Raw genomic sequence first — 17,728 nt, forward strand, 5'->3', positions numbered from 1 at the left:
TGTTGGTACAAAAATGTTCCCGATTAATTTGCGATATAAACGCATTTTAAACGCTTATTAATACAATTACATGTCTAAAATATAAAGTCTCTTATTTAAGGCGTTCCACTGGTTCCAGTAGCGGAATAGCAGTTTTGGAGCTGTATTATAAGGCATTGAAGCCCATATGCAAGTTTATTGGCATTTCCTACAGGTTCTCTATTCTCATACCAATGATTAATAAGCATTTTTTCAGCTAATTTTGCTACTGGGTCTCCTGGATTTAAAGTACATCCTGCGTTTAATAAATATTTTTCTGCTGTATCTATTAGTTCTTGTATATCATTATCACCGTCAGTAGTATCATCACAATGCAAGTATTCTTTTGCCTCTTCTAAACTAAGCACCGACATAATAAATCACTTCCTATGCAGCTATTATAGTTACTTCACAAGTTGCAGTTTTAGCCTGATCTCCATGCGATTTAGCCGTAATGGTTGCTGTGCCTTCTGCAATACCAGTAACTTTCCCAGTAGAATCAACAGTAGCCTTAGTTTCATCAGATGAAGTCCATACTACGCCCTTATCGGTAGCATCTTCAGGCAAAATAGTAGCTATAAGAGTTTCATTTGCCCCTGCAGCTATGGACGTTGAAGTCTTATTGAGAGTTACCCCTGTTACTGCAATGCTCTCAGTGGTAACTTGTAGTGCCGTACTTAAAGGGCTTTCTCCTGCTTCATTTACAGCACTTACTTGATAAGAATATTCCGTATTAGATTCCAGACCTGTATCTGTATAATCCTTTTCCGTTAATCCTTCTTCTATTTTTGCTCCATTTCTATAGATGTTATAAGTAGTCATATTATCACTCTCCTTTAAATAACCCCTGTGAAAGTTACTCCCATCCCAAGGTCACACTGTCACTCGTTATGGAAGTAGCTTTCAGTCCTTGGGGAGTATTAGGGAGTTGGTACTGCGCCTTTTTTGATTATTACAAATCCATTAGGGTCAAGTATCTTACCATCAGCAATAAGGATACCTTTATCAACTATTTCGTTTTTATCATGGTCTGTATATCTGACCATTGTAAGTTGCATATTTGAATTTATTGCATAGTTATTCATGTTGCCATATATTGAAATTACATCTCCTGTTGCGGCATCATCATAATTTGATATTATGTCATCCTCAACTTCAACAACCGGTTTACCTCCAAATCTTTCTTGTGGCCCATCTGTTATGCCATAATTAACCCTTCCTATTGGTTGTCCATTCTTGTCTACCATTCCATCAATATATCCTTCAAATGTTCCTGAAGCCATGTACAATGATGCGCCACCCTTATAGGATAAAGGCATCTTAGCGAATACTTTCTTCTTCCATGCGCTCCAATCAGCGAATTCATCAGGTGTAAGGGTAACTATCTGCCCTGCAGGAATCCTATCATCTACTGTAATTCCTTTGGGTTGTCCTATTCCGGAGCCTTTAATTATTGCAGTATCAAGTGCTTTTACAAATGCTTCTGCCAATAGACTTACTAAAGTATCTTCAAACATTTGTAAAGTTACAGTCTCAGTAAGTAATGATGTAGATATCTTACACTCCAATCCATAATAGCTAAACATTATATTTTGATTAATCTCAATTTTTTGTCTATCAGAAGGAGTAGTTTCACCAATCCAACTTGCTGATGGTTTAAGTGTAAGTATTGGTACTTGTACACCACCTTTTATTGATAATTTCCTTACGGCTGCATATATCTGTCCATAGCTTTGTACTTTCTGTATTACTTCTTGAAGAATTGTAGTTGGAATAACTGCTGAAGCATCCCCTGTTGTAGTTACAGTATCTGCATTTTTTATAATTGGTTTAATTAAATCGTTCTGTAATATAGGTGATACTTTACCACTAACGCAGAAATCTTTGAAAGCATTTCTATATTCTACGCTAGATAATGTATCTTCAAATCCTGCTTTTTTCTTAGGCTTATTCAGAGTTTCAGTTACTTGATTTCCTTCATCATCAAACTGTTTTCCTGAATCTAGGGATTTTTGAGTTTCAATTTTAGCTTTTATATTGTCAATTTCTTGAGTAGATTTATTAAGTTCTTCTGCTGTTACGTCATCTTTGTTCATCAAAGTTTGTGCCTTATCCTGTGCTGTCCTTAATTTATCAAATAGTGCTCTTAATTCTTTACTCATTTACTATCATTCCTTTCTAATTTTTTGCAAAATAAAAAGCTCTAAAGTAATCTGCACTTTAAAGCCAATTTAGCTTTTAACTGTTTAATTTTTTCTTCATCTTTCGGTTCTGGTTCTTTAGGGGCTTTATCCTCCAATTCGTCAAGCCTATCGTTAATTTTGTCAAATTTATCATTGATTTTCTCTAGTACTGCTTTAATGTCATCTTTAGGCTCCTGGATATTTCTGCTTTCTTCAATTTTAATAAGTTTTTGCATAGAATCTTTGGCACAGTTTTGAATTGCAAGCCTATTAAAGCAAAAATTTATAGCCTTATTTTTAGGTTCATCTTCCTCTTTGTCTGTATATAACATTTCATCTGCAAAACCATTCTTCATAGCTGTATTGGCATCCATCCAGGTTTCATCATCCATCATTTGGCTTATCTTGTTTCTGGATCTACCGGACTTTAATTGGTATGCGTTCACGATAGATTCTTTTACTGAATCCAAAACATCAGCCTGTTTTCTCATGTCACTTGCATATCCCTGCACTGAACTCAACGGGTTGTGTATCATCATTATTGCTACAGGTGACATCATTACCTTATCTCCTGCCATTGCTATAACACTAGCTGCCGACATTGCTTTTCCATCAATTTTAGTAGTTATTTTACCGTTATGATTTTTCAAAGCATTATAAATCCCTGCTGCTGCAAATACATCTCCACCATAGCTATCAATCCATACAGTTATATCCTTGCCGTCATATTCATTCAATTCATCTCTGAAAGCGTTAGGGCTTGCATGATCCATTTCAAGCCATTCATATATCCATACATCATCATCGCTCACTATATCTCCCTGTATCCTAAGCTCGACATTTTCCTCTTGCCCGTCTTCGGATTTATTGGTTATGAACTTCCAGAATTTACTCATTACTATCACCGCCTTTGTTATATTGTTTACCTACCATAGTAAGAGGAATATAATTTCCATTCACTATCAATTGGTCTCCTCCGTCTAATGGGGGATCTTCTTCAAGTGCTCTACATTCATTAGGGGTCTTAATACCGTTTTGTACTGCTGTTGTATATGCTTCAATCCTGCTCTTTGTATCACCCCTCAACATTACATCAGCGTTAAATTTCGTATAATATCCCTGCTTTATCTCTGCTGTTGTAAAAAGCTTGTAAGTAGATTCCTGCTCATACATTGTTAGAATGGCCATCATAGTGTCGCTATAGAATTCCCTGTTTGCTTCACTTGTACTGGAATAGGAACTTTTTACAAGCTCGTTTAACTGGTGCAGCTTTATTCCAAATGCCGCCGATATTTGTTGTGCACTATACTTTGTATTCTCAAGGAACTGTGCATCTGTAAGCTTTAATGCTAACGGCTGAAATGTATATCCATAAGGTAATAAACTTACCCTATTGGCATTTTTAAGTCCATTTGCCATCTGCTCAAATTTATTCCTGAATACTCCCTCTGCTTCCGGGCTTAAATCTCCGGTGTAATTTATAATACCTGCTGTCTGCATACCGTTCTGTATGCTGTTTTTAAGAAATTCTACAGCAGAGCCACTTGTATTTATAGCCCCTTGAAGTACCTGTATGGGACTTATTCCTACTATTCCATCTGTTGTAAGGCTTTTAAAATGCAGTAAATCATAGCTTTGTAGCTTATGCCTTACCCCCGCATTGTCCGTGTAAATATACCAGATAGTATCTTTAGAACTTATAAGCCCTTCATCATCAATCCATATTTCCATCTTGGTTGGATCTAATGGATACAGCCCTTGTATAAGCCCTGCATATTGCCCGCTCTGGATAAAATCAATCCATACATACGAATTACCATATATATTCCTAAGTGTTTCAACGCATTTCCAGAAATCACTTGCTGACATAAAAGGGTTAGGTCTTAATTTAAGTAATGGATATAAATAGTGTTCTGTAGCCTTTTTAATTCCCCCGCTGTCCTGGTATATCTTGCATGGAAGTTTCCCCATTGTTTCAGATAGTATCTTAATACACGTGTAGGTCACTACCTCATTTAAGGCATTTTTACCGCCTAAATTTAATTCTCCCGGGGCTATGCCTAAATACTGTACTAATTGGCTCATGTTAACGGGAACTTGTGTCCCATCGCCATTTAATACCGTCTGGTTTCTTATCCTGTTTATTGCATTTTTAAATAACATTCACATCACCTGCTATCCGTGGCCTTGCTGATTGTATAGGCAAGTATTAACAATATAATTCCTACTACGCATATACCAGCCTGCCACATAAAAGAAAAAGCAGCCACAGCAAAACAAATTAGTCCCATGGTTGCTAGAATATCATCTATATACTTTTTAAAAATCTTTCCTATTGTTTTTATCATGGCATCACCTCCATAATTTATCAAGGAATTCATTCGTTGCGTATTGGTTAACATCAACATCATATTCCTTATTTTCTATCATAACCTTGTGTACGTCTATAATTGCGTCCACAGGGTCTATCCTTTTAATCCTGTAGTTTTTATCTATCTTACATTCTCCAAAACTATTATAGGTAAGCTTTGCATTACATACTGACCATGTTAAAAGCCCGTTATTCTTGTCATATTGAATATTTCCACCGTCTACAGATAGCTTAAAATCTTCTGTAGCACTGTTTAAATTCCTTGCGGACTGTGTAATTTCAATACAATCACACCCAAAGGTATCTAAATCCCTTAAAAAAGCATCCGCATTATGGGGGTCATAAGCAATAAATTTATATTTCAGTCTATATTTTTCTTGTAAGTCTCTTAAATACTGGATTATATACTGGTAATCTGTTTTAACTCCGCCTAAAGTTTCAGTAAGAGTTATAAGTTTTTGTCTTACCCATATATCATACGGAGCCTTATCCGTCTGAATATGCTCCTGCAATCTTTTTTTAGGCATGAAACTATGAGAATGTATAAAATATTTATCTTTAGGAAGCTGAAATTCCAAGGCCAGAGAAGTCAGGTCTCCACCAGAACTTAAATCCAATCCTACACCACACTCTCTGCCAGACATATCTTCAAGAGTATAGCCAGTCCCACAGCTTTTCCAATTCACGATATTTATATAATCGTCATCAGCCATCTGAACCCACATATTAAGGTCTTTGGTCATAAAGTTCCTTAGTTCCTCGCCCTGCATCTCTTTTGCTTTTATTGCGTCTGCTTTTAATGCAGTAAGGGTTTCTGGTGTCCACAATGGATTAGCCTTCTGCCAGTTCTTTTCATTCCAAATATCGTCATTCTTGTCCAATTGGCATATATAAACAAATTGGGTTTCATCAGGTACAACGCCTTTTAGGACTTTGCAACAATATTCATAAAGGTCATAGCATGGGCCGTTAAGATTAAATCCTGCTGTAGTTATAACGCTTATCAAACATTGCTTTAACTTTTTAGTACCATCAGACAATAGCTTATACATCTGGTTGTCTCTATGAGCATGATATTCCAATATTGTTATCCTGTAGGCTTTTTATCCTACAGTTCTTACAGTTTCCTATAAGTTCAGCGTACATTTTCAACCAATAAAAAAGACAACCTTTTTATTGGTTGCCGGATACTCTTGGGAAGATTATATTTATTCACTTCCTACGCGTTACGGTGTTCTATAGCCTTTCGTAATCCATAGAATTACCTCGGTATTAGCATGAGCCTTTTGTCCATTCCGTAATAGTGGTTCTATGCTTATTTAATAAATTAGCAATGCCTTTAACAGTCATACCTTTCTTTCTTAATTCTAACGCTTTAGCCTTCATTAATTTATTTTTTTCTTCCCTTGCCTCTTTAGTAGCATCTTTATACATATATTCACTTAAATTATATTTTTTGATTAAATCTTTTTTACTCATACCATTTAGAAAATCTTCTTTTACTTTTTCGTTTCTTTCGGATACCAATTGATTTATTGTTTTGCCCGTTGCTTTCTTTACCGCTCTATAATCATACCCATACTCATTCACTATATCATGAATAGAAATGCCTCTGTTAAATAAATTTTTTATTTGTTCATACATTTGTCTTATTCCGATTTTATTTTGTTGCTTTAAATAGTCATTCAAATCTTCTCTTATATACCCCCAGTTTGCACCGGTTTGAATCTTATTTATAGTGGTATGGTCCACGTTATATTTATTAGCTAAATATTGTTGGCTTTTCCCATGATAAAGAGCAATTTTAATTTCTTCAACTTCCTGCGCATTTAATTTATTATTTTTGCCTCTGCTTGAATTAATCATTTTATTTATAACTTTTTTACTATGATGTTTACCATACATTGGATTTTTATCTCCAAGTTTCATTAACCTCATCTCGTCTGAAATTTCCTTATTCTTTCTTCCCCCTCCCTCTATGTTGTAGCCTTTGCTTCTTGAGGTAGACTCATAATAATTAATCCAATATATTTCTCTTTCATCTAGTTTATTTATTTCCACATATTCAAGTATTTTAAATTCAAAATTGGTAATCCCGTATTTTTTAACTGATCTTTGTAGATATGAATTCTCATGTTTTCCTTCTTTAAGTTTGCATTTGTGAATGCTTAAGCGTTCTGTAAGATTATAAGTTTGTCCTATATAAATTTTACTATTTACTAAATTTTTAATGTAATAAATCCCACTTTTCACAGTATAACACCTCATTAATATTATACCATAAAAATCTACGGATGTAAAATGCAGCTTTTATCCTCCACCGAATTTACCCGGTTTTCACTAATAAATCTCTTTATTAGGTGACGAATAACTCATCAATGCTAGCAAAATAGCTTCTGAAGCCATCTATACTCTTGGAATCTCTACCTAAAGCCCTAATGGTACCGCCTGTAAGATTACACTCTATTGTGCTTTTATAATCCTTTATTGTAAATAATCCTTGCTTTGTTTTTGTGCCAGATAATTCTTTATCTGCATTTATAAATTTATAGCATTCTTTTAATACTATTTTTGCCTGGTCCTCTTTAGTTGCGACTGTATAACATTGCGGATAGTTATACCCTGAAAAATTGGAATAATATAAAGCCGGTACTGCATTCCCGACACTCTTACCATTTTGCCTGGCAACTTGTATATACGAAGTTCTAAATCTTCTATATCCGGTGTCCTTATGCACCCATCCATTCCATGAGCCAAACATAAAACATTGAAACGGATATAATTTCATAGGTGCAGGTTCTTCACCTTCGGCGAGTATTAAATTTTCAGCAAAATCTATAATATCATTTGCCTTGTCTTCATCCCATACATAAGGGAAATCATCAGTCCCTTGTCTTTCTAAATCGTTAAGGTGTCTTTTGCAAGATAATATTTCTAGCTCGCCTTTATTGTATTTGCCGTCGCAAACATCAGCAGCAAATTGAGTAGCTCTATCCATTATTACCACTTCGCTTATATCTATCCCATTTACTCTTAGGTTTGTCTTCATCCTCATTTTTAGGTATCACAAGTTTACATCTACTAGATATAGTCAATCCCAAATCAGACGCCGCAGATCTGCACTGCTTAAAATATTTGTCTTGTATACTTACAATATCTTTATCAAGCAAGTAATTTGCGTCTTCAAGCATTTTCCGTGTAATATTTATATACATCTTTTTTGCAATAATAAATCTAGCCAATGCATCTTCATCAAGATTACTCATTATCTTAATCCTAATGAGTTCCTTGGCTATTTTATTGAATTCTTCTTTTAAATCATCATCTAAATAAGACGGTGCTCTTATATTATCATTTGGTGCTTTTACTTCTGTATTTTTTCTTTCCTCAATTTCAGCCTTAGTTAAATGCTTTTTCCCTTTAGCTGCAATCAAGTCTATAGGCTGTCTAGGTCTAGCCATTCTATGACCTCCTTCCTTCATTTCACGTTATGAATGGTGCATAAAATTCTATTTAGGGACTTCATGCGAGAGAACAGGCCCCCATGTGGTGCTACGCAGTGAGCCCAAACTTTTTTATATCCCCCTCATACCAACGGTTTCAGGACATAGGCTTTAGAACTAAATTCCCTATCATAAGCCCTTTTACTTTATTTCCCAACCGTTGTATAATTATTGCATAATTCATAATGTCATCTTGCAAATTGTTTATTCCATTCATTCAATATGAATCTTAATCGTTCTTGTGCCCTTGCCTTATCCTTCTTATATAGTTCATGTATATATCTATGGTTCATATCGGTTAGTGGTATAAGGTTATCTATCTCTAGTCTCTTACTATAGTCATCTTCTATCGGCATGATATGGTGTACTACATTAGCTTGTACTATCATGTGCTCTATGTAGTAAGACCATAGACATAATCCTTTATACTTTATATTTATATATTGTCTTACCTTTCTCCATTCATTAGTAGAATAGAATTTCCAGTTCTTATTACCCTTTCTCCTGTTGTCATACTCTTTATATCTTTCCTTCTGCCTTGCTTCATACTTCTTGGTACATTCATTACAATACCTTTGTCCTGCATCTATTAGTCTTCCACACTTAGGGCATAGCTTCTTTAGCGCCATATATAATCATCTGCCTTTTAACATTGTCTTGCTGGGTCATTAGGTTTACTTCCTATCGGTGGTTCGCTATTGATATCTCTAGTACTATGACTATTAGATATCTCAGTCCCTATACAAGATGTACTTATCATCTGACTTGGTATATATCGTTCTGCTCTCTCCATATTCATTACTAAATCATAGCAATACTTTATTCCTCCTTTAAAATAAAAAAAGAGAGCCACATACTACAGAATTTAATCTGTAATACATGGCTCTCTAGGTGCTCTATATTATTCTATTTAATCATTTTCTTTGATGTAGATCCTGTTTTAATGTCCTTATATGTAATTACATTTTCACTCCTATTTATACTTGTAATGACCTTCCAATTCCTAAAATCTGGCGTTCGTAAAGTATCTATCAAAAATAGAATTCCTAAAATAACGCCTATTATTGTCCATATTCCCATTCCAGTAAATAAATATTGTGCCAACCCATTCATATTGTTTCGCTTCCTTCTTCCCTATCTATATCAGTAAGCTTTATACTGTATTTATTTAGAGTGCCACATCTAGGACATTTTATTTCTGCATCTGCTGTACCATCTATCTTTCCTAAAAACTTACCACATTTAGTACATCTTAACTTCATATCTCTAACTCCTTCACATAAAAATAGAGCCTATATTATAGACTTCTACATCTACAATATAGGCTCTCTAAGGTGCTCTTATTATTTAATTAATTCGGCTATCTTTTTAGCTTCTTTTTCTATGAAATCCCATAAATCAGTAGTCAAAATAAATCCCCTAGGTATTTGTATATTGTATGGTATTATTACGGTCTTCTCATTCTGCGTTACTTTTAAATTAAACTCAATTGATGTTATAAGTTGCTCGGTTCCACCTATACGTACAAGATCTACTTTATTCTCTTTATAATTCAAAACTTCATATCCCATATTTACTCCCTATGTATTTAATGAACATGCTAATATATATTCTGGAAACTTGCTTAACGCTTCCTCCTTCATTTCTTCTGGATATAAATTTTCAATTATTAGTCTGTTTTCTATTTGTCTTTTAACCCTATCCGTTAGATAATCTATTGTTACTGGAGCTAATCGTATTCTTGTATTTTTATCTAGAGGTATGTATTTAGCCATATTGTCTAATTCCTTTTTAAGCATCTTATTAATTTCTATATTTATTTCATTAATATTTTTATTATATATTTCTTCTGTTTTTGTTTTGAAATCCATAGTGCCATCTTCTGTAGTAATATCTGTCTCATTACCTCTAGCCTGTCCATCTATGTATATAGTTGAATTACTCATATATCCTCCTATCCCAGTGCATAGACACATATATTATCCATGCATCTACAAGAGCATATTAATTTTGTTCCTCTATTTTTGCACCCTCTACAATGCTTGACCATAAAATCCTCTTCACATTCAGCCCTTTGCTCTCTATTTTTCCCACATGTTGAACATTTCTCCGTACATGCTATTTTATTTTCATCTGATTCACTCACTTATCTAACCTCCCTCAAGGCTCCTTTAATCCTCTTGTACACCCTATTACCCATACATTCCTTTAAATTATCCGTAGCTTTCTCTGTATGTAATTTAGAACTAGAACAATAAGGGCATCTTAATTCTCCATTAAATCTCTCCTGCTGTTCTGTCAGTAATACAAATTCTCTACTACATCTATTACATTTAATACTTATGTATATTGGTTTCATTATTATCAACTCCTTTCAGGCATAAAAAATAAGTACCAGGTTTTCTGGTACTCTAAGCTATCTTCTTTATATATTTTTGATTTAATATATCCTTAATTTCATTATATCCCATACCTAATGAAATTAATCCTGTTATGATATTCTCAAGTTCCTGAACTTCTTTCAATTCATCAGGGTTAAAATAATCTCCTGAAACTCCACGTGGCTGAAGCCAGTGGAGTTTCAGTACTTCTCTTAATCCTCTCATATTGAACCCTCCCATAAATTTGTTACTCCAGGAGCAGCCGGAACATACCCGGCTATTCGTCTCCCCTGGGAAGGTGGCAGGTGTTCTCCTACAAACCTAAAAAGCTTGGCTACTTATTAGTATCTCCACAACCAAACTTTTTAACTAACCTATATATAAATATGTTGACATTTCCGATTGTTTTTATTCACCAAACTAGATTTTTAAGTCTAAAAAAGTACCCGGGATTAACCAGATACCTTGCAAAAAACTATTTTTATATTTTTTCTATTAGCCCAAATCCAATTCCATTTTTACTTCCCAAGCCTGCTTCGTATGCCATTTCAATCAATTCTCTACTTCCCTGCATAGCAATTATGCCTATATATCCTTTGTATACATTCCGCTTGTATTTGACATACTGTCTTATATAACTCATAAACTTTATTTTTAACTCCATGTTTTCAGGAAATTTCTCATACATGGAATAATACTTTTCAAGCAAATTATTTACTAACTTATCTTCCATATTGCCAGGTTTTAAATATCTATGGTTTACATCTTGCAAAAATATTGGGCTTTTTATTTTTGCCATCATCGAATTTGTATATTTGGGTTCATCTATATTTTTTATAGATATTATATCAAAGCTATGGCTCAATAACTGTACCTTGCCTATTCTTATAAGCCCTCTAGTAAAATGTATTATTGTTTTATCTAATGTAGATGATAAAATTAATGTTGCCATCCCTCTATTTAAAGTATCTTTTACACAACTACCGTTTTGGGATAATGAATAAACATGGTATACAAATTTCTTATATCCGCATTGTCTATATCCCTTATCATGTAACATCGCACCATATCTTTTGTCTGACAGGCTTATACATCTATATATAAATGCTGTCATAGCCTCATTAAGATTCTTATTGAATTTAAAATTTTCATTTACATAAAAGTCTATTTTTATCCTCATAATGTCCCTCGTTTCCGCATTATACACTTATGCACCCTAATACTACCTGCTGTTCTTTTTATAATGTCTGAAAGCTCTTTGGAACTAAGATGTGGCGAATATCTAAGCATATTTTCTTCCGCACTAGTCCACTGTTTTTGCCATTTAGGATATGGCTTTTTTAGATATTTTATTTTATATTTTTCATTTTCAGGTATCTTATATAATTTCTTGTTTTTGTATCTATAGGCGTGTATTTTATCTTGCTTTATATAATTAATAACAGTTTTTCTATCTACACCTAGCTCTCTTGCAAATTCAGATGCGCTATCAAACATCAGGCATCACGCATAATACTCGATTATCCTGCCTCCAATATGGTGGAATTGTAGCATATTTTTGTATGTTTATATCTTTGCTTTTTTTTATATATTCTTGGCATTGCAAACCAGGTATTGGGCGCATTGGCTTCCCATCTTTCCATATGCTCCAATCTTCTTCTATAGTTTCAAATTCCCATTTCCTAACCTGTCCATATCCCTGTGAACTCTTCTTACCTAAATAGAATATATAGTTTTCAAGTAGACTTTTTATTTTGTTTAAATCACCACGAACATAAAATACAATTTCGGGGTATGTTTTTAAAACTAATGGCATATGATAAGATTTAAAAAAGCCAGAACCTATATCTACTCTGTGCCTGCCTTTGCCTTTAAATCTAACTATATCATCATGCCAATCGTCCCATCTCTTACACCACGATGATACATATTCTTTATTATCTCCTATCCCTATAGAAGTACAATATACTCCGTATTTTCTATCCAGCACTTGTCCTAAATATTTATCAACCCATTCTTTCGTTCCATAAATATTTTCTCCAGAGTAATATTCATCTCCATTAATTTTTTTTGCTATTGCTGCAGCTATAACACTATCCAATATAATAAAATCCGTAACTGCTATAGGGCTTGACATATGAGCTGTTACTTTAAAATTGTTAAACATATACTCCTCCTTCACATAATATTATATTTTTATGCATAACTCTTAAATATAGGGAATTTTGCTATAAGTTTTTGAAATAATTCTGGATAGTACCGTTTTATAACCCATATTCGGCCTTCCGATATCCCATGGTCACCTACCCAATTTGAATACCTCTTATTTTGCCTATCAAAATCATTTTCAGAAGTTATATCATAATAGTTTAGGTATTTAAGTGCATTTGTAAAAATATAAGCCCAAATTTCATACGACTTCCAATACAATACGGGTGAGCACCATAATACCTCGTTTTTATCTTTTCTTATTGCGCCATATGTCATTGCATAATGTCTTCTACCTTTTGATTCTTCTGCCCTAAGCCCCCATATAATACCATCCGTATTTGATTTTTTTGTATATTTATTAAATGTCTCCTTTAGCTGTTTTGTAATAAGCCTCTTGCTTGCTATTTCATCAATTGGGTACATATTAAATAGCTCAAATAACGAATGTGGTGTTTTAAGATGAATTAAATTCATATTGCGCTCTTTTTTATAATAATCTATTAATTTATAAGTATCAGGCAAATCCCCACCTTCGCCCCTATCAACCCATACTACACGAATGTCTGGTTTAATCTTTAGTATAATGTCCATGCAAACTAGGCTGTCTTTCCCAAATGACACAGATATGTATGGATTTTTGCATTTATTTAAAAACTTTTTTATTATATTTTCTGTTTTTTCTATTTTTTTAAACATTTTTTGATAGACAAATGTGTAATATTGCATTTCAAATGTCGAAAAACCATCCATAATACCCCTCCTGCAAAAAATATCCTTATAGTCCCATAAGTCTTCCATAATGCAGTAACATCAAAATTAAATATTACCACTGCAATTGCTGCAATTAATATTAGCAGCATTTTTATTCTTCCTGTTTTTAGAGTATTACTGTTTTTATAATATAGCGTAGTTATTGCACTATATGAAGCACTTAAAGTGCTCATTAGACCCATCATAATGCCAATTACAAGAACAATAAGGTTAAACCCTGAAAACATTTTTATTGAAACGTAATTTCCGTTTTCTCCGCTAATCGCTCCTAATAAAGATAGACATATCAATGGAATGCCAAAGAAAAAGCCTCCATATCTGTATGGGGTACCATCTCTTTGCGTATTATAACTGCGTTGCCAATGTTGGTTATCCATAATAGGCCCGGAAAACAGTATTAATGTATACCACATAAAATCAAATATCGAAAATGTGCCAATTTTAAATATTTGTGTTTTTGTTGCAAATAATGCCACAATTATTAAATATATTGTTATGATTATTAATATAATTTGTTGCCACATATCTGTAATGATTGAGTAGTGCAAACCGCCTATTAATGTATATGCGAATGTTACAATTAACAAGATTAATGAAGTGGTATAGTAATTTAAGCCCAATGTTAGCTTTAAGATATTGGCACCAGCAGTTATGTTTATTGCTATGCAGCATATTTGTACAAAAATGAATGAACATTCATATATATTTTTCAATATCGTATTATTAACTAGGCCTGATGCTGTAAGTATATCTTTATTTACGTGTTGCATCAGCCACCCAAAGAAAAATAGTGCTAATATGTTCGGAATGATAAAACTTGCTACACCTAATATCCCTTTATTAGCAGCCATATCTGTAGACGTAATTAATGCCGGTGCCCATGTCCATGCTGATGCAATTGATAAAGCCATTACAACATTCTTATATTTTGCTCCAAAATAAAAGATTTTTTTATCCATTTTTGCCTCCAATTTTAAATAAATGTTTTAGTATACAATAGCCCTATAATATACTCTCAGCTTTTCTAATCCATTCTCTCATAGTATCTTTGTTTTCTTCCAGATAATCATAATATATCTTTGTATCAACATCTATATTGTAATCAAGGTTAATTTTCCCATGCCCTATTGAACTTTTACCACCGATATAGCCATATTCCTTCAACTTTTCAAGTCCTGCTTTCAAACAAGCTTTTTCAACCTCGTTATCATTTTCTATAATTATGTCTCCGGATAGTTCAGTACCGGCGCTCAAGCACTGCATTTCATATTTCATTTGAGTGGGATTTTCTTTCTTTTTGCCCTTTTCATCTTCAATTTCATTAATGTTGAAATCTTTGGATTTGAGGTCATCTCTTCTGGTATAAAAAGTATCTTGCAGCATATCATAAAAGCTTATATTATTTTCTTCACCTGTATATTTAGCTGTTTCCTTGCATACAGGTATAAAAATAGCCACCTTCAATTTGCCTTCCGGTATTTGGTCTCCTATAGCTGAACCAAATAAGCTTAAAGGTGGACACATTTTCCGCATTTCTCTTTTCTTACCTACTTCATTATATCTACTGCCACTGGTTAAAGCCCCACCGGTAAACAACAAGTAATAAAGATTCGCTGATACTCCTTCGTCTGCAATATCTATATGGTTTAAATAATCCTGCATGATAAGCCTTCTCAACTCACCTCTAAAGGCATTTCCGGAATATACAGGGATATCTATGTACTCGCCGTTATATTCATATTTTTGTGTTCTTGCCGCCTGCATTGTCCCCATTCTTTGGTCACCAAAATGACTTAATGGGCTTAAAAGTGTTAGTTTTATATTAGTTCTCATGTACTTTTACCCCCTTCTCTGTAAAACTTACTTGGGCATTTTCAAGTTTTTTATTCAAGGCTTCTTCTCTTTCTTTTCTGGCTTTTTCTGCTTGGATCTGCTCTTTACGCACTTGATTATTTAATCTAAGTTTTAGGATAATTACTTGGGTTTTATCTCTAAAAGCTTTAAGAACTGCATTTTTAAATTCATCTGTCTGCTCCGCAATTTCCGATATATTTTTATATTTGAGTGACCTAACGTCCATCTTTCTGCATAGCTTTTCCACAAACTTATCATATTGATTTGTTGTAGTAGCCGAAGCTTTCACCTTTGAAGTGAATTCATCCCATATTCCCATTGCCCTGGTACCAGTTACCTTGTCCCAATCTATTTGAGACCATATATCTGCCAATGTAGCTACTGCCGCATCTTGAATATTCTCTTTATTCAATTCGTACAATTTTAATACCTCCTAGAATAAACTTATTTGTTTGGTTTTAGCAGCTTTTTTCTTTTCTTTCTCAAGGGCTTTCAACCTTGCTTTTTCTTCTTTCTGTGCCTTCTGCTTAGCTTTTACATATTCGTTTCTTTTTTCAGAGTTCATCATGTAAATTAGTAAGTCAAATTGTGCTGAACCCCTGTATTGGCTAAATAAATCCTCATATGTTGCAAACTTTTCAAGTCCGAATTGTTCAATTGAAATCATCTTATAATTGCCCGTTTGTAGCTCATCTTTGCTAAACTGTAGATAAGCATCATTCAGGTATTCATACACTCTTTTCAGCTTATCTACATCAAAAACATATTCTCTGTCTTCCTCCCTAATAAAGTATCTCTTAGGGTTTGAATTTACCTTGCATCTAAAGGAATTATGTTTCTTGAAGCTTTGCGTTATACCTACCACAAATTCACCAGTTACATATTTCCCAAGGTTGAACAAATAATTTTCTATATCATTTTTCTTTAATAGATATAAGTTATTTGCATCTGCTACAAACGAATTAACCCTTACTTCCCTAGCCTTTATTGTCCCCGCACATTCTTTACAAATATATTGGCTTGATCTATCCTTGCAATCTCCCCAATTTGTAAAATTTGATGATAATACTTTCTTGGCTTTTGCACCTTCTTTTGTATGCTTACCACATATCAAGCAGTTAGTGTCTATACTTTCTAAGTCTTTTATGTCTGGTTTTCCTAAGGCTGAATATAATATCTCTGTATTTGTAATTATTCTCACCTCTTTTCAAGCATAAAAATAAGACACCTAGAATTTAATCTAAGTGTCTTTAAGGGATATGTTAAATAGCTATTCCCTTTGTTCCTTAGGCAGGTAGCTAACCTGGTCTTATAGTTGCGCATTGTTAAGAGGCTATATAAGCTCATTTGGGGCTGTATATTATTATGCCCTACAGCCACAGGCAATGGAAAATTAACTTTGTTACTATCTTTTAATCCCTAATATCATTATATCTCATTTTGGCAATGTTTTAATAAGTAGTTCATAACCACTTAATAAGCTATAATTTACGTTTTAAAATGTTTATAGTATTGTTTCAATTCCTTATAGGTATACTAAAAAGAGAGCACATTAAGTACTCTCTTTTATCTTTTCCAATACCAATCCACGTAATTTAGGCGGTATTGGTAACTCTATAAGCTTTTCTTTGGTAATAATACCTTCCCTAAGCAAGTCTACTAAGGTTCCCACAGGTTTTTCTAATTTCCCTTTTACAATGGCTTGCAAGGTTTCCTTTATAATTATTTTCTTTGCTCCTTTCACTGTTAATATAGTAGACTGCCCTTGCCCCAGGCGTCTAAAATCTTCTCCTTCCACCATATTAAACCCTGGTAAATCTAATCTCTGTTGTAAGGTACGTATCTCTATACCTGTTTCCTTCGCTATATCTCTAAGTGTAACTATATCTTTTAAATCCATGCAATTCCTCCTTCTGGCAGTTTTCTGGATAACTGCCAACCAAAAATATGTTCTAATTTTCTCCATATAAGTAATTGTAACAATCCTCTATGCTCCATACTGCAATAGCTTTTTTATATTCAGCGACATATTCATCATCATGTCCATTAACTCCCGTATCCTCTCCCTCGAATACAAGAACTACATAATTGTCGTCGAACTGGTCTACCCAGTCCCAAAGTCCTTCTAAAGTGTCCATGCAACTCTTCCCCGGTAATACTGCTTCTTCCTCTGTAAGCCCATCTTCTTCTGCAGATTCTAAAGCTTCCTCTTCGCTTCCATAAATCATTCCCCAGCTTTTAGATTCTGGGGTTAATTCCCATTCTGGGTTCTGGAACCTAAAAAATATATTGTTGTCTTTATTGAATTTTTCTACTAATTCCTCTGCCGGTTTTCCTGTTATTTCATAACATTTTTTAGGTTTCATTTTTATTTTAATATCTCCTTTCCTTATCTACAATTATATTATATTCCTACGTGGGAATATTGTCAAGGGA

At 33.7% G+C, this 17,728-nt stretch carries 28 protein-coding genes; all 28 read right to left on the bottom strand.

All coding sequences use genetic code 11. The annotated features are described in order from the left end of the window. Positions 1 to 95: 95 nt before the first annotated feature. The 28 genes from AB8S09_RS06760 to AB8S09_RS06895 all read right to left on the bottom strand — a co-directional run bounded on the left by AB8S09_RS06760 (position 96) and on the right by AB8S09_RS06895 (position 17,658). Positions 96 to 392, bottom strand: a complete 297-nt coding sequence (locus AB8S09_RS06760) for a head-tail connector protein (RefSeq protein WP_369868749.1) — start codon at positions 390 to 392, stop codon at positions 96 to 98. A 13-nt stretch (positions 393 to 405) separates the two neighbouring features. Then, on the bottom strand, positions 406 to 840 hold the full coding sequence (locus tag AB8S09_RS06765; RefSeq protein WP_369868750.1) for an Ig-like domain-containing protein: 435 nt from the start codon (positions 838 to 840) through the stop codon (positions 406 to 408). A 98-nt stretch (positions 841 to 938) separates the two neighbouring features. Then, positions 939 to 2,180, bottom strand: coding sequence for a phage major capsid protein (locus AB8S09_RS06770; RefSeq protein ID WP_369868751.1), 1,242 nt, complete (start codon positions 2,178 to 2,180; stop codon positions 939 to 941). Between the two features lie 41 nt (positions 2,181 to 2,221). Continuing rightward, complete coding sequence (locus AB8S09_RS06775; RefSeq protein ID WP_369868752.1) at positions 2,222 to 3,097, bottom strand: head maturation protease, ClpP-related; 876 nt, start codon at positions 3,095 to 3,097, stop codon at positions 2,222 to 2,224. Continuing rightward, complete coding sequence (locus AB8S09_RS06780; RefSeq protein ID WP_369868753.1) at positions 3,090 to 4,364, bottom strand: phage portal protein; 1,275 nt, start codon at positions 4,362 to 4,364, stop codon at positions 3,090 to 3,092. Before AB8S09_RS06780 ends, AB8S09_RS06775 begins: the two co-directional genes overlap by 8 nt. Positions 4,365 to 4,369: 5 nt before the next feature. After that, positions 4,370 to 4,549: a hypothetical protein gene (locus AB8S09_RS06785; protein WP_369868754.1), complete on the bottom strand. Its 180-nt coding sequence runs from the start codon at positions 4,547 to 4,549 to the stop codon at positions 4,370 to 4,372. A gap of 4 nt (positions 4,550 to 4,553) precedes the next feature. Further along, on the bottom strand, positions 4,554 to 5,624 hold the full coding sequence (locus AB8S09_RS06790) for a terminase TerL endonuclease subunit (RefSeq protein WP_369868755.1): 1,071 nt from the start codon (positions 5,622 to 5,624) through the stop codon (positions 4,554 to 4,556). 220 nt (positions 5,625 to 5,844) lie between these two features. Beyond that, a complete protein-coding gene (locus AB8S09_RS06795) occupies positions 5,845 to 6,825 on the bottom strand; it encodes a GIY-YIG nuclease family protein (RefSeq protein ID WP_369868756.1) in 981 nt (326 codons plus the stop codon). Between the two features lie 103 nt (positions 6,826 to 6,928). Beyond that, entirely contained in the window at positions 6,929 to 7,570 is a 642-nt protein-coding gene (locus tag AB8S09_RS06800) for a terminase large subunit domain-containing protein (protein WP_369868757.1), read from the bottom strand. Next, positions 7,563 to 8,033: a phage terminase small subunit P27 family gene (locus AB8S09_RS06805; protein ID WP_369868758.1), complete on the bottom strand. Its 471-nt coding sequence runs from the start codon at positions 8,031 to 8,033 to the stop codon at positions 7,563 to 7,565. The genes AB8S09_RS06800 and AB8S09_RS06805 overlap by 8 nt, the downstream gene beginning before the upstream one ends. 230 nt (positions 8,034 to 8,263) lie before the next feature. Next, positions 8,264 to 8,704 (bottom strand): HNH endonuclease, encoded by a 441-nt coding sequence (locus AB8S09_RS06810; RefSeq protein ID WP_369868759.1) that lies wholly within the window; start codon positions 8,702 to 8,704, stop codon positions 8,264 to 8,266. Between the two features lie 277 nt (positions 8,705 to 8,981). Further along, the gene (locus tag AB8S09_RS06815) at positions 8,982 to 9,188 is read right to left on the bottom strand and encodes a hypothetical protein (RefSeq protein WP_369868760.1); all 207 of its coding nucleotides are present in this window, start codon (positions 9,186 to 9,188) and stop codon (positions 8,982 to 8,984) included. After that, positions 9,185 to 9,337: a Com family DNA-binding transcriptional regulator gene (locus AB8S09_RS06820; protein ID WP_369868761.1), complete on the bottom strand. Its 153-nt coding sequence runs from the start codon at positions 9,335 to 9,337 to the stop codon at positions 9,185 to 9,187. The genes AB8S09_RS06815 and AB8S09_RS06820 overlap by 4 nt, the downstream gene beginning before the upstream one ends. 81 nt (positions 9,338 to 9,418) lie before the next feature. Then, positions 9,419 to 9,646 carry a hypothetical protein gene (locus tag AB8S09_RS06825; protein WP_369868762.1) on the bottom strand — a complete coding sequence of 76 codons (228 nt, stop codon included), beginning with the start codon at positions 9,644 to 9,646 and terminating at the stop codon, positions 9,419 to 9,421. A gap of 9 nt (positions 9,647 to 9,655) precedes the next feature. Then, complete coding sequence (locus AB8S09_RS06830) at positions 9,656 to 10,021, bottom strand: hypothetical protein (protein ID WP_369868763.1); 366 nt, start codon at positions 10,019 to 10,021, stop codon at positions 9,656 to 9,658. Between the two features lie 8 nt (positions 10,022 to 10,029). Further along, entirely contained in the window at positions 10,030 to 10,221 is a 192-nt protein-coding gene (locus AB8S09_RS06835) for a hypothetical protein (RefSeq protein WP_369868764.1), read from the bottom strand. Next, the gene (locus AB8S09_RS06840; protein WP_369868765.1) at positions 10,222 to 10,434 is read right to left on the bottom strand and encodes a hypothetical protein; all 213 of its coding nucleotides are present in this window, start codon (positions 10,432 to 10,434) and stop codon (positions 10,222 to 10,224) included. It abuts the gene before it with no gap. 52 nt (positions 10,435 to 10,486) lie between these two features. Then, positions 10,487 to 10,681, bottom strand: coding sequence for a hypothetical protein (locus AB8S09_RS06845; protein ID WP_369868766.1), 195 nt, complete (start codon positions 10,679 to 10,681; stop codon positions 10,487 to 10,489). Between the two features lie 256 nt (positions 10,682 to 10,937). After that, on the bottom strand, positions 10,938 to 11,636 hold the full coding sequence (gene cas6, locus AB8S09_RS06850) for a CRISPR-associated endoribonuclease Cas6 (RefSeq protein ID WP_369868767.1): 699 nt from the start codon (positions 11,634 to 11,636) through the stop codon (positions 10,938 to 10,940). Beyond that, the gene (locus AB8S09_RS06855) at positions 11,633 to 11,953 is read right to left on the bottom strand and encodes a helix-turn-helix domain-containing protein (protein WP_369868768.1); all 321 of its coding nucleotides are present in this window, start codon (positions 11,951 to 11,953) and stop codon (positions 11,633 to 11,635) included. Before AB8S09_RS06855 ends, cas6 begins: the two co-directional genes overlap by 4 nt. Beyond that, a complete protein-coding gene (locus tag AB8S09_RS06860; protein WP_369868769.1) occupies positions 11,946 to 12,623 on the bottom strand; it encodes a Csf3-related protein in 678 nt (225 codons plus the stop codon). Before AB8S09_RS06860 ends, AB8S09_RS06855 begins: the two co-directional genes overlap by 8 nt. Positions 12,624 to 12,652: 29 nt before the next feature. Next, a complete protein-coding gene (locus AB8S09_RS06865) occupies positions 12,653 to 13,417 on the bottom strand; it encodes a phosphoadenosine phosphosulfate reductase domain-containing protein (protein ID WP_369868770.1) in 765 nt (254 codons plus the stop codon). Continuing rightward, positions 13,348 to 14,397 (bottom strand): sodium:solute symporter family transporter, encoded by a 1,050-nt coding sequence (locus AB8S09_RS06870; RefSeq protein ID WP_369868771.1) that lies wholly within the window; start codon positions 14,395 to 14,397, stop codon positions 13,348 to 13,350. The genes AB8S09_RS06865 and AB8S09_RS06870 overlap by 70 nt, the downstream gene beginning before the upstream one ends. A gap of 43 nt (positions 14,398 to 14,440) precedes the next feature. Continuing rightward, positions 14,441 to 15,271 carry an RAMP superfamily CRISPR-associated protein gene (locus AB8S09_RS06875; protein ID WP_369868772.1) on the bottom strand — a complete coding sequence of 277 codons (831 nt, stop codon included), beginning with the start codon at positions 15,269 to 15,271 and terminating at the stop codon, positions 14,441 to 14,443. Continuing rightward, positions 15,261 to 15,713: a hypothetical protein gene (locus AB8S09_RS06880; protein ID WP_369868773.1), complete on the bottom strand. Its 453-nt coding sequence runs from the start codon at positions 15,711 to 15,713 to the stop codon at positions 15,261 to 15,263. Before AB8S09_RS06880 ends, AB8S09_RS06875 begins: the two co-directional genes overlap by 11 nt. Before the next feature lie 12 nt (positions 15,714 to 15,725). Further along, positions 15,726 to 16,493 carry a hypothetical protein gene (locus AB8S09_RS06885; RefSeq protein ID WP_369868774.1) on the bottom strand — a complete coding sequence of 256 codons (768 nt, stop codon included), beginning with the start codon at positions 16,491 to 16,493 and terminating at the stop codon, positions 15,726 to 15,728. Between the two features lie 351 nt (positions 16,494 to 16,844). Continuing rightward, positions 16,845 to 17,192, bottom strand: a complete 348-nt coding sequence (locus AB8S09_RS06890) for a hypothetical protein (protein ID WP_369868775.1) — start codon at positions 17,190 to 17,192, stop codon at positions 16,845 to 16,847. 52 nt (positions 17,193 to 17,244) lie between these two features. Continuing rightward, complete coding sequence (locus tag AB8S09_RS06895; RefSeq protein ID WP_369868776.1) at positions 17,245 to 17,658, bottom strand: hypothetical protein; 414 nt, start codon at positions 17,656 to 17,658, stop codon at positions 17,245 to 17,247. Between the last annotated feature and the right edge of the window lie 70 nt (positions 17,659 to 17,728).

It is taken from the genome of Clostridium lapidicellarium (assembly GCF_041224415.1).
Lineage (GTDB): Bacteria > Bacillota > Clostridia > Clostridiales > Clostridiaceae > Clostridium_B > Clostridium_B lapidicellarium.

Excerpts from the sequence above, each read along its gene's own strand:
- AB8S09_RS06760 (WP_369868749.1), bottom strand. The coding sequence starts at position 392 with ATGTCGGTGCTTAGTTTAGAAGAGGCAAAAGAATACTTGCATTGTGAT.
- AB8S09_RS06765 (WP_369868750.1), bottom strand. The coding sequence starts at position 840 with ATGACTACTTATAACATCTATAGAAATGGAGCAAAAATAGAAGAAGGA.
- AB8S09_RS06770 (WP_369868751.1), bottom strand. The coding sequence starts at position 2,180 with ATGAGTAAAGAATTAAGAGCACTATTTGATAAATTAAGGACAGCACAG.
- AB8S09_RS06775 (WP_369868752.1), bottom strand. The coding sequence starts at position 3,097 with ATGAGTAAATTCTGGAAGTTCATAACCAATAAATCCGAAGACGGGCAA.
- AB8S09_RS06780 (WP_369868753.1), bottom strand. The coding sequence starts at position 4,364 with ATGTTATTTAAAAATGCAATAAACAGGATAAGAAACCAGACGGTATTA.
- AB8S09_RS06785 (WP_369868754.1), bottom strand. The coding sequence starts at position 4,549 with ATGATAAAAACAATAGGAAAGATTTTTAAAAAGTATATAGATGATATT.
- AB8S09_RS06790 (WP_369868755.1), bottom strand. The coding sequence starts at position 5,624 with ATGTATAAGCTATTGTCTGATGGTACTAAAAAGTTAAAGCAATGTTTG.
- AB8S09_RS06800 (WP_369868757.1), bottom strand. The coding sequence starts at position 7,570 with ATGGATAGAGCTACTCAATTTGCTGCTGATGTTTGCGACGGCAAATAC.
- AB8S09_RS06805 (WP_369868758.1), bottom strand. The coding sequence starts at position 8,033 with ATGGCTAGACCTAGACAGCCTATAGACTTGATTGCAGCTAAAGGGAAA.
- AB8S09_RS06810 (WP_369868759.1), bottom strand. The coding sequence starts at position 8,704 with ATGGCGCTAAAGAAGCTATGCCCTAAGTGTGGAAGACTAATAGATGCA.
- AB8S09_RS06815 (WP_369868760.1), bottom strand. The coding sequence starts at position 9,188 with ATGAATGGGTTGGCACAATATTTATTTACTGGAATGGGAATATGGACA.
- AB8S09_RS06820 (WP_369868761.1), bottom strand. The coding sequence starts at position 9,337 with ATGAAGTTAAGATGTACTAAATGTGGTAAGTTTTTAGGAAAGATAGAT.
- AB8S09_RS06825 (WP_369868762.1), bottom strand. The coding sequence starts at position 9,646 with ATGGGATATGAAGTTTTGAATTATAAAGAGAATAAAGTAGATCTTGTA.
- AB8S09_RS06830 (WP_369868763.1), bottom strand. The coding sequence starts at position 10,021 with ATGAGTAATTCAACTATATACATAGATGGACAGGCTAGAGGTAATGAG.
- AB8S09_RS06840 (WP_369868765.1), bottom strand. The coding sequence starts at position 10,434 with ATGAAACCAATATACATAAGTATTAAATGTAATAGATGTAGTAGAGAA.
- AB8S09_RS06845 (WP_369868766.1), bottom strand. The coding sequence starts at position 10,681 with ATGAGAGGATTAAGAGAAGTACTGAAACTCCACTGGCTTCAGCCACGT.
- cas6 (WP_369868767.1), bottom strand. The coding sequence starts at position 11,636 with ATGAGGATAAAAATAGACTTTTATGTAAATGAAAATTTTAAATTCAAT.
- AB8S09_RS06855 (WP_369868768.1), bottom strand. The coding sequence starts at position 11,953 with ATGTTTGATAGCGCATCTGAATTTGCAAGAGAGCTAGGTGTAGATAGA.
- AB8S09_RS06860 (WP_369868769.1), bottom strand. The coding sequence starts at position 12,623 with ATGTTTAACAATTTTAAAGTAACAGCTCATATGTCAAGCCCTATAGCA.
- AB8S09_RS06865 (WP_369868770.1), bottom strand. The coding sequence starts at position 13,417 with ATGGATGGTTTTTCGACATTTGAAATGCAATATTACACATTTGTCTAT.
- AB8S09_RS06870 (WP_369868771.1), bottom strand. The coding sequence starts at position 14,397 with ATGGATAAAAAAATCTTTTATTTTGGAGCAAAATATAAGAATGTTGTA.
- AB8S09_RS06875 (WP_369868772.1), bottom strand. The coding sequence starts at position 15,271 with ATGAGAACTAATATAAAACTAACACTTTTAAGCCCATTAAGTCATTTT.
- AB8S09_RS06890 (WP_369868775.1), bottom strand. The coding sequence starts at position 17,192 with ATGGATTTAAAAGATATAGTTACACTTAGAGATATAGCGAAGGAAACA.
- AB8S09_RS06895 (WP_369868776.1), bottom strand. The coding sequence starts at position 17,658 with ATGAAACCTAAAAAATGTTATGAAATAACAGGAAAACCGGCAGAGGAA.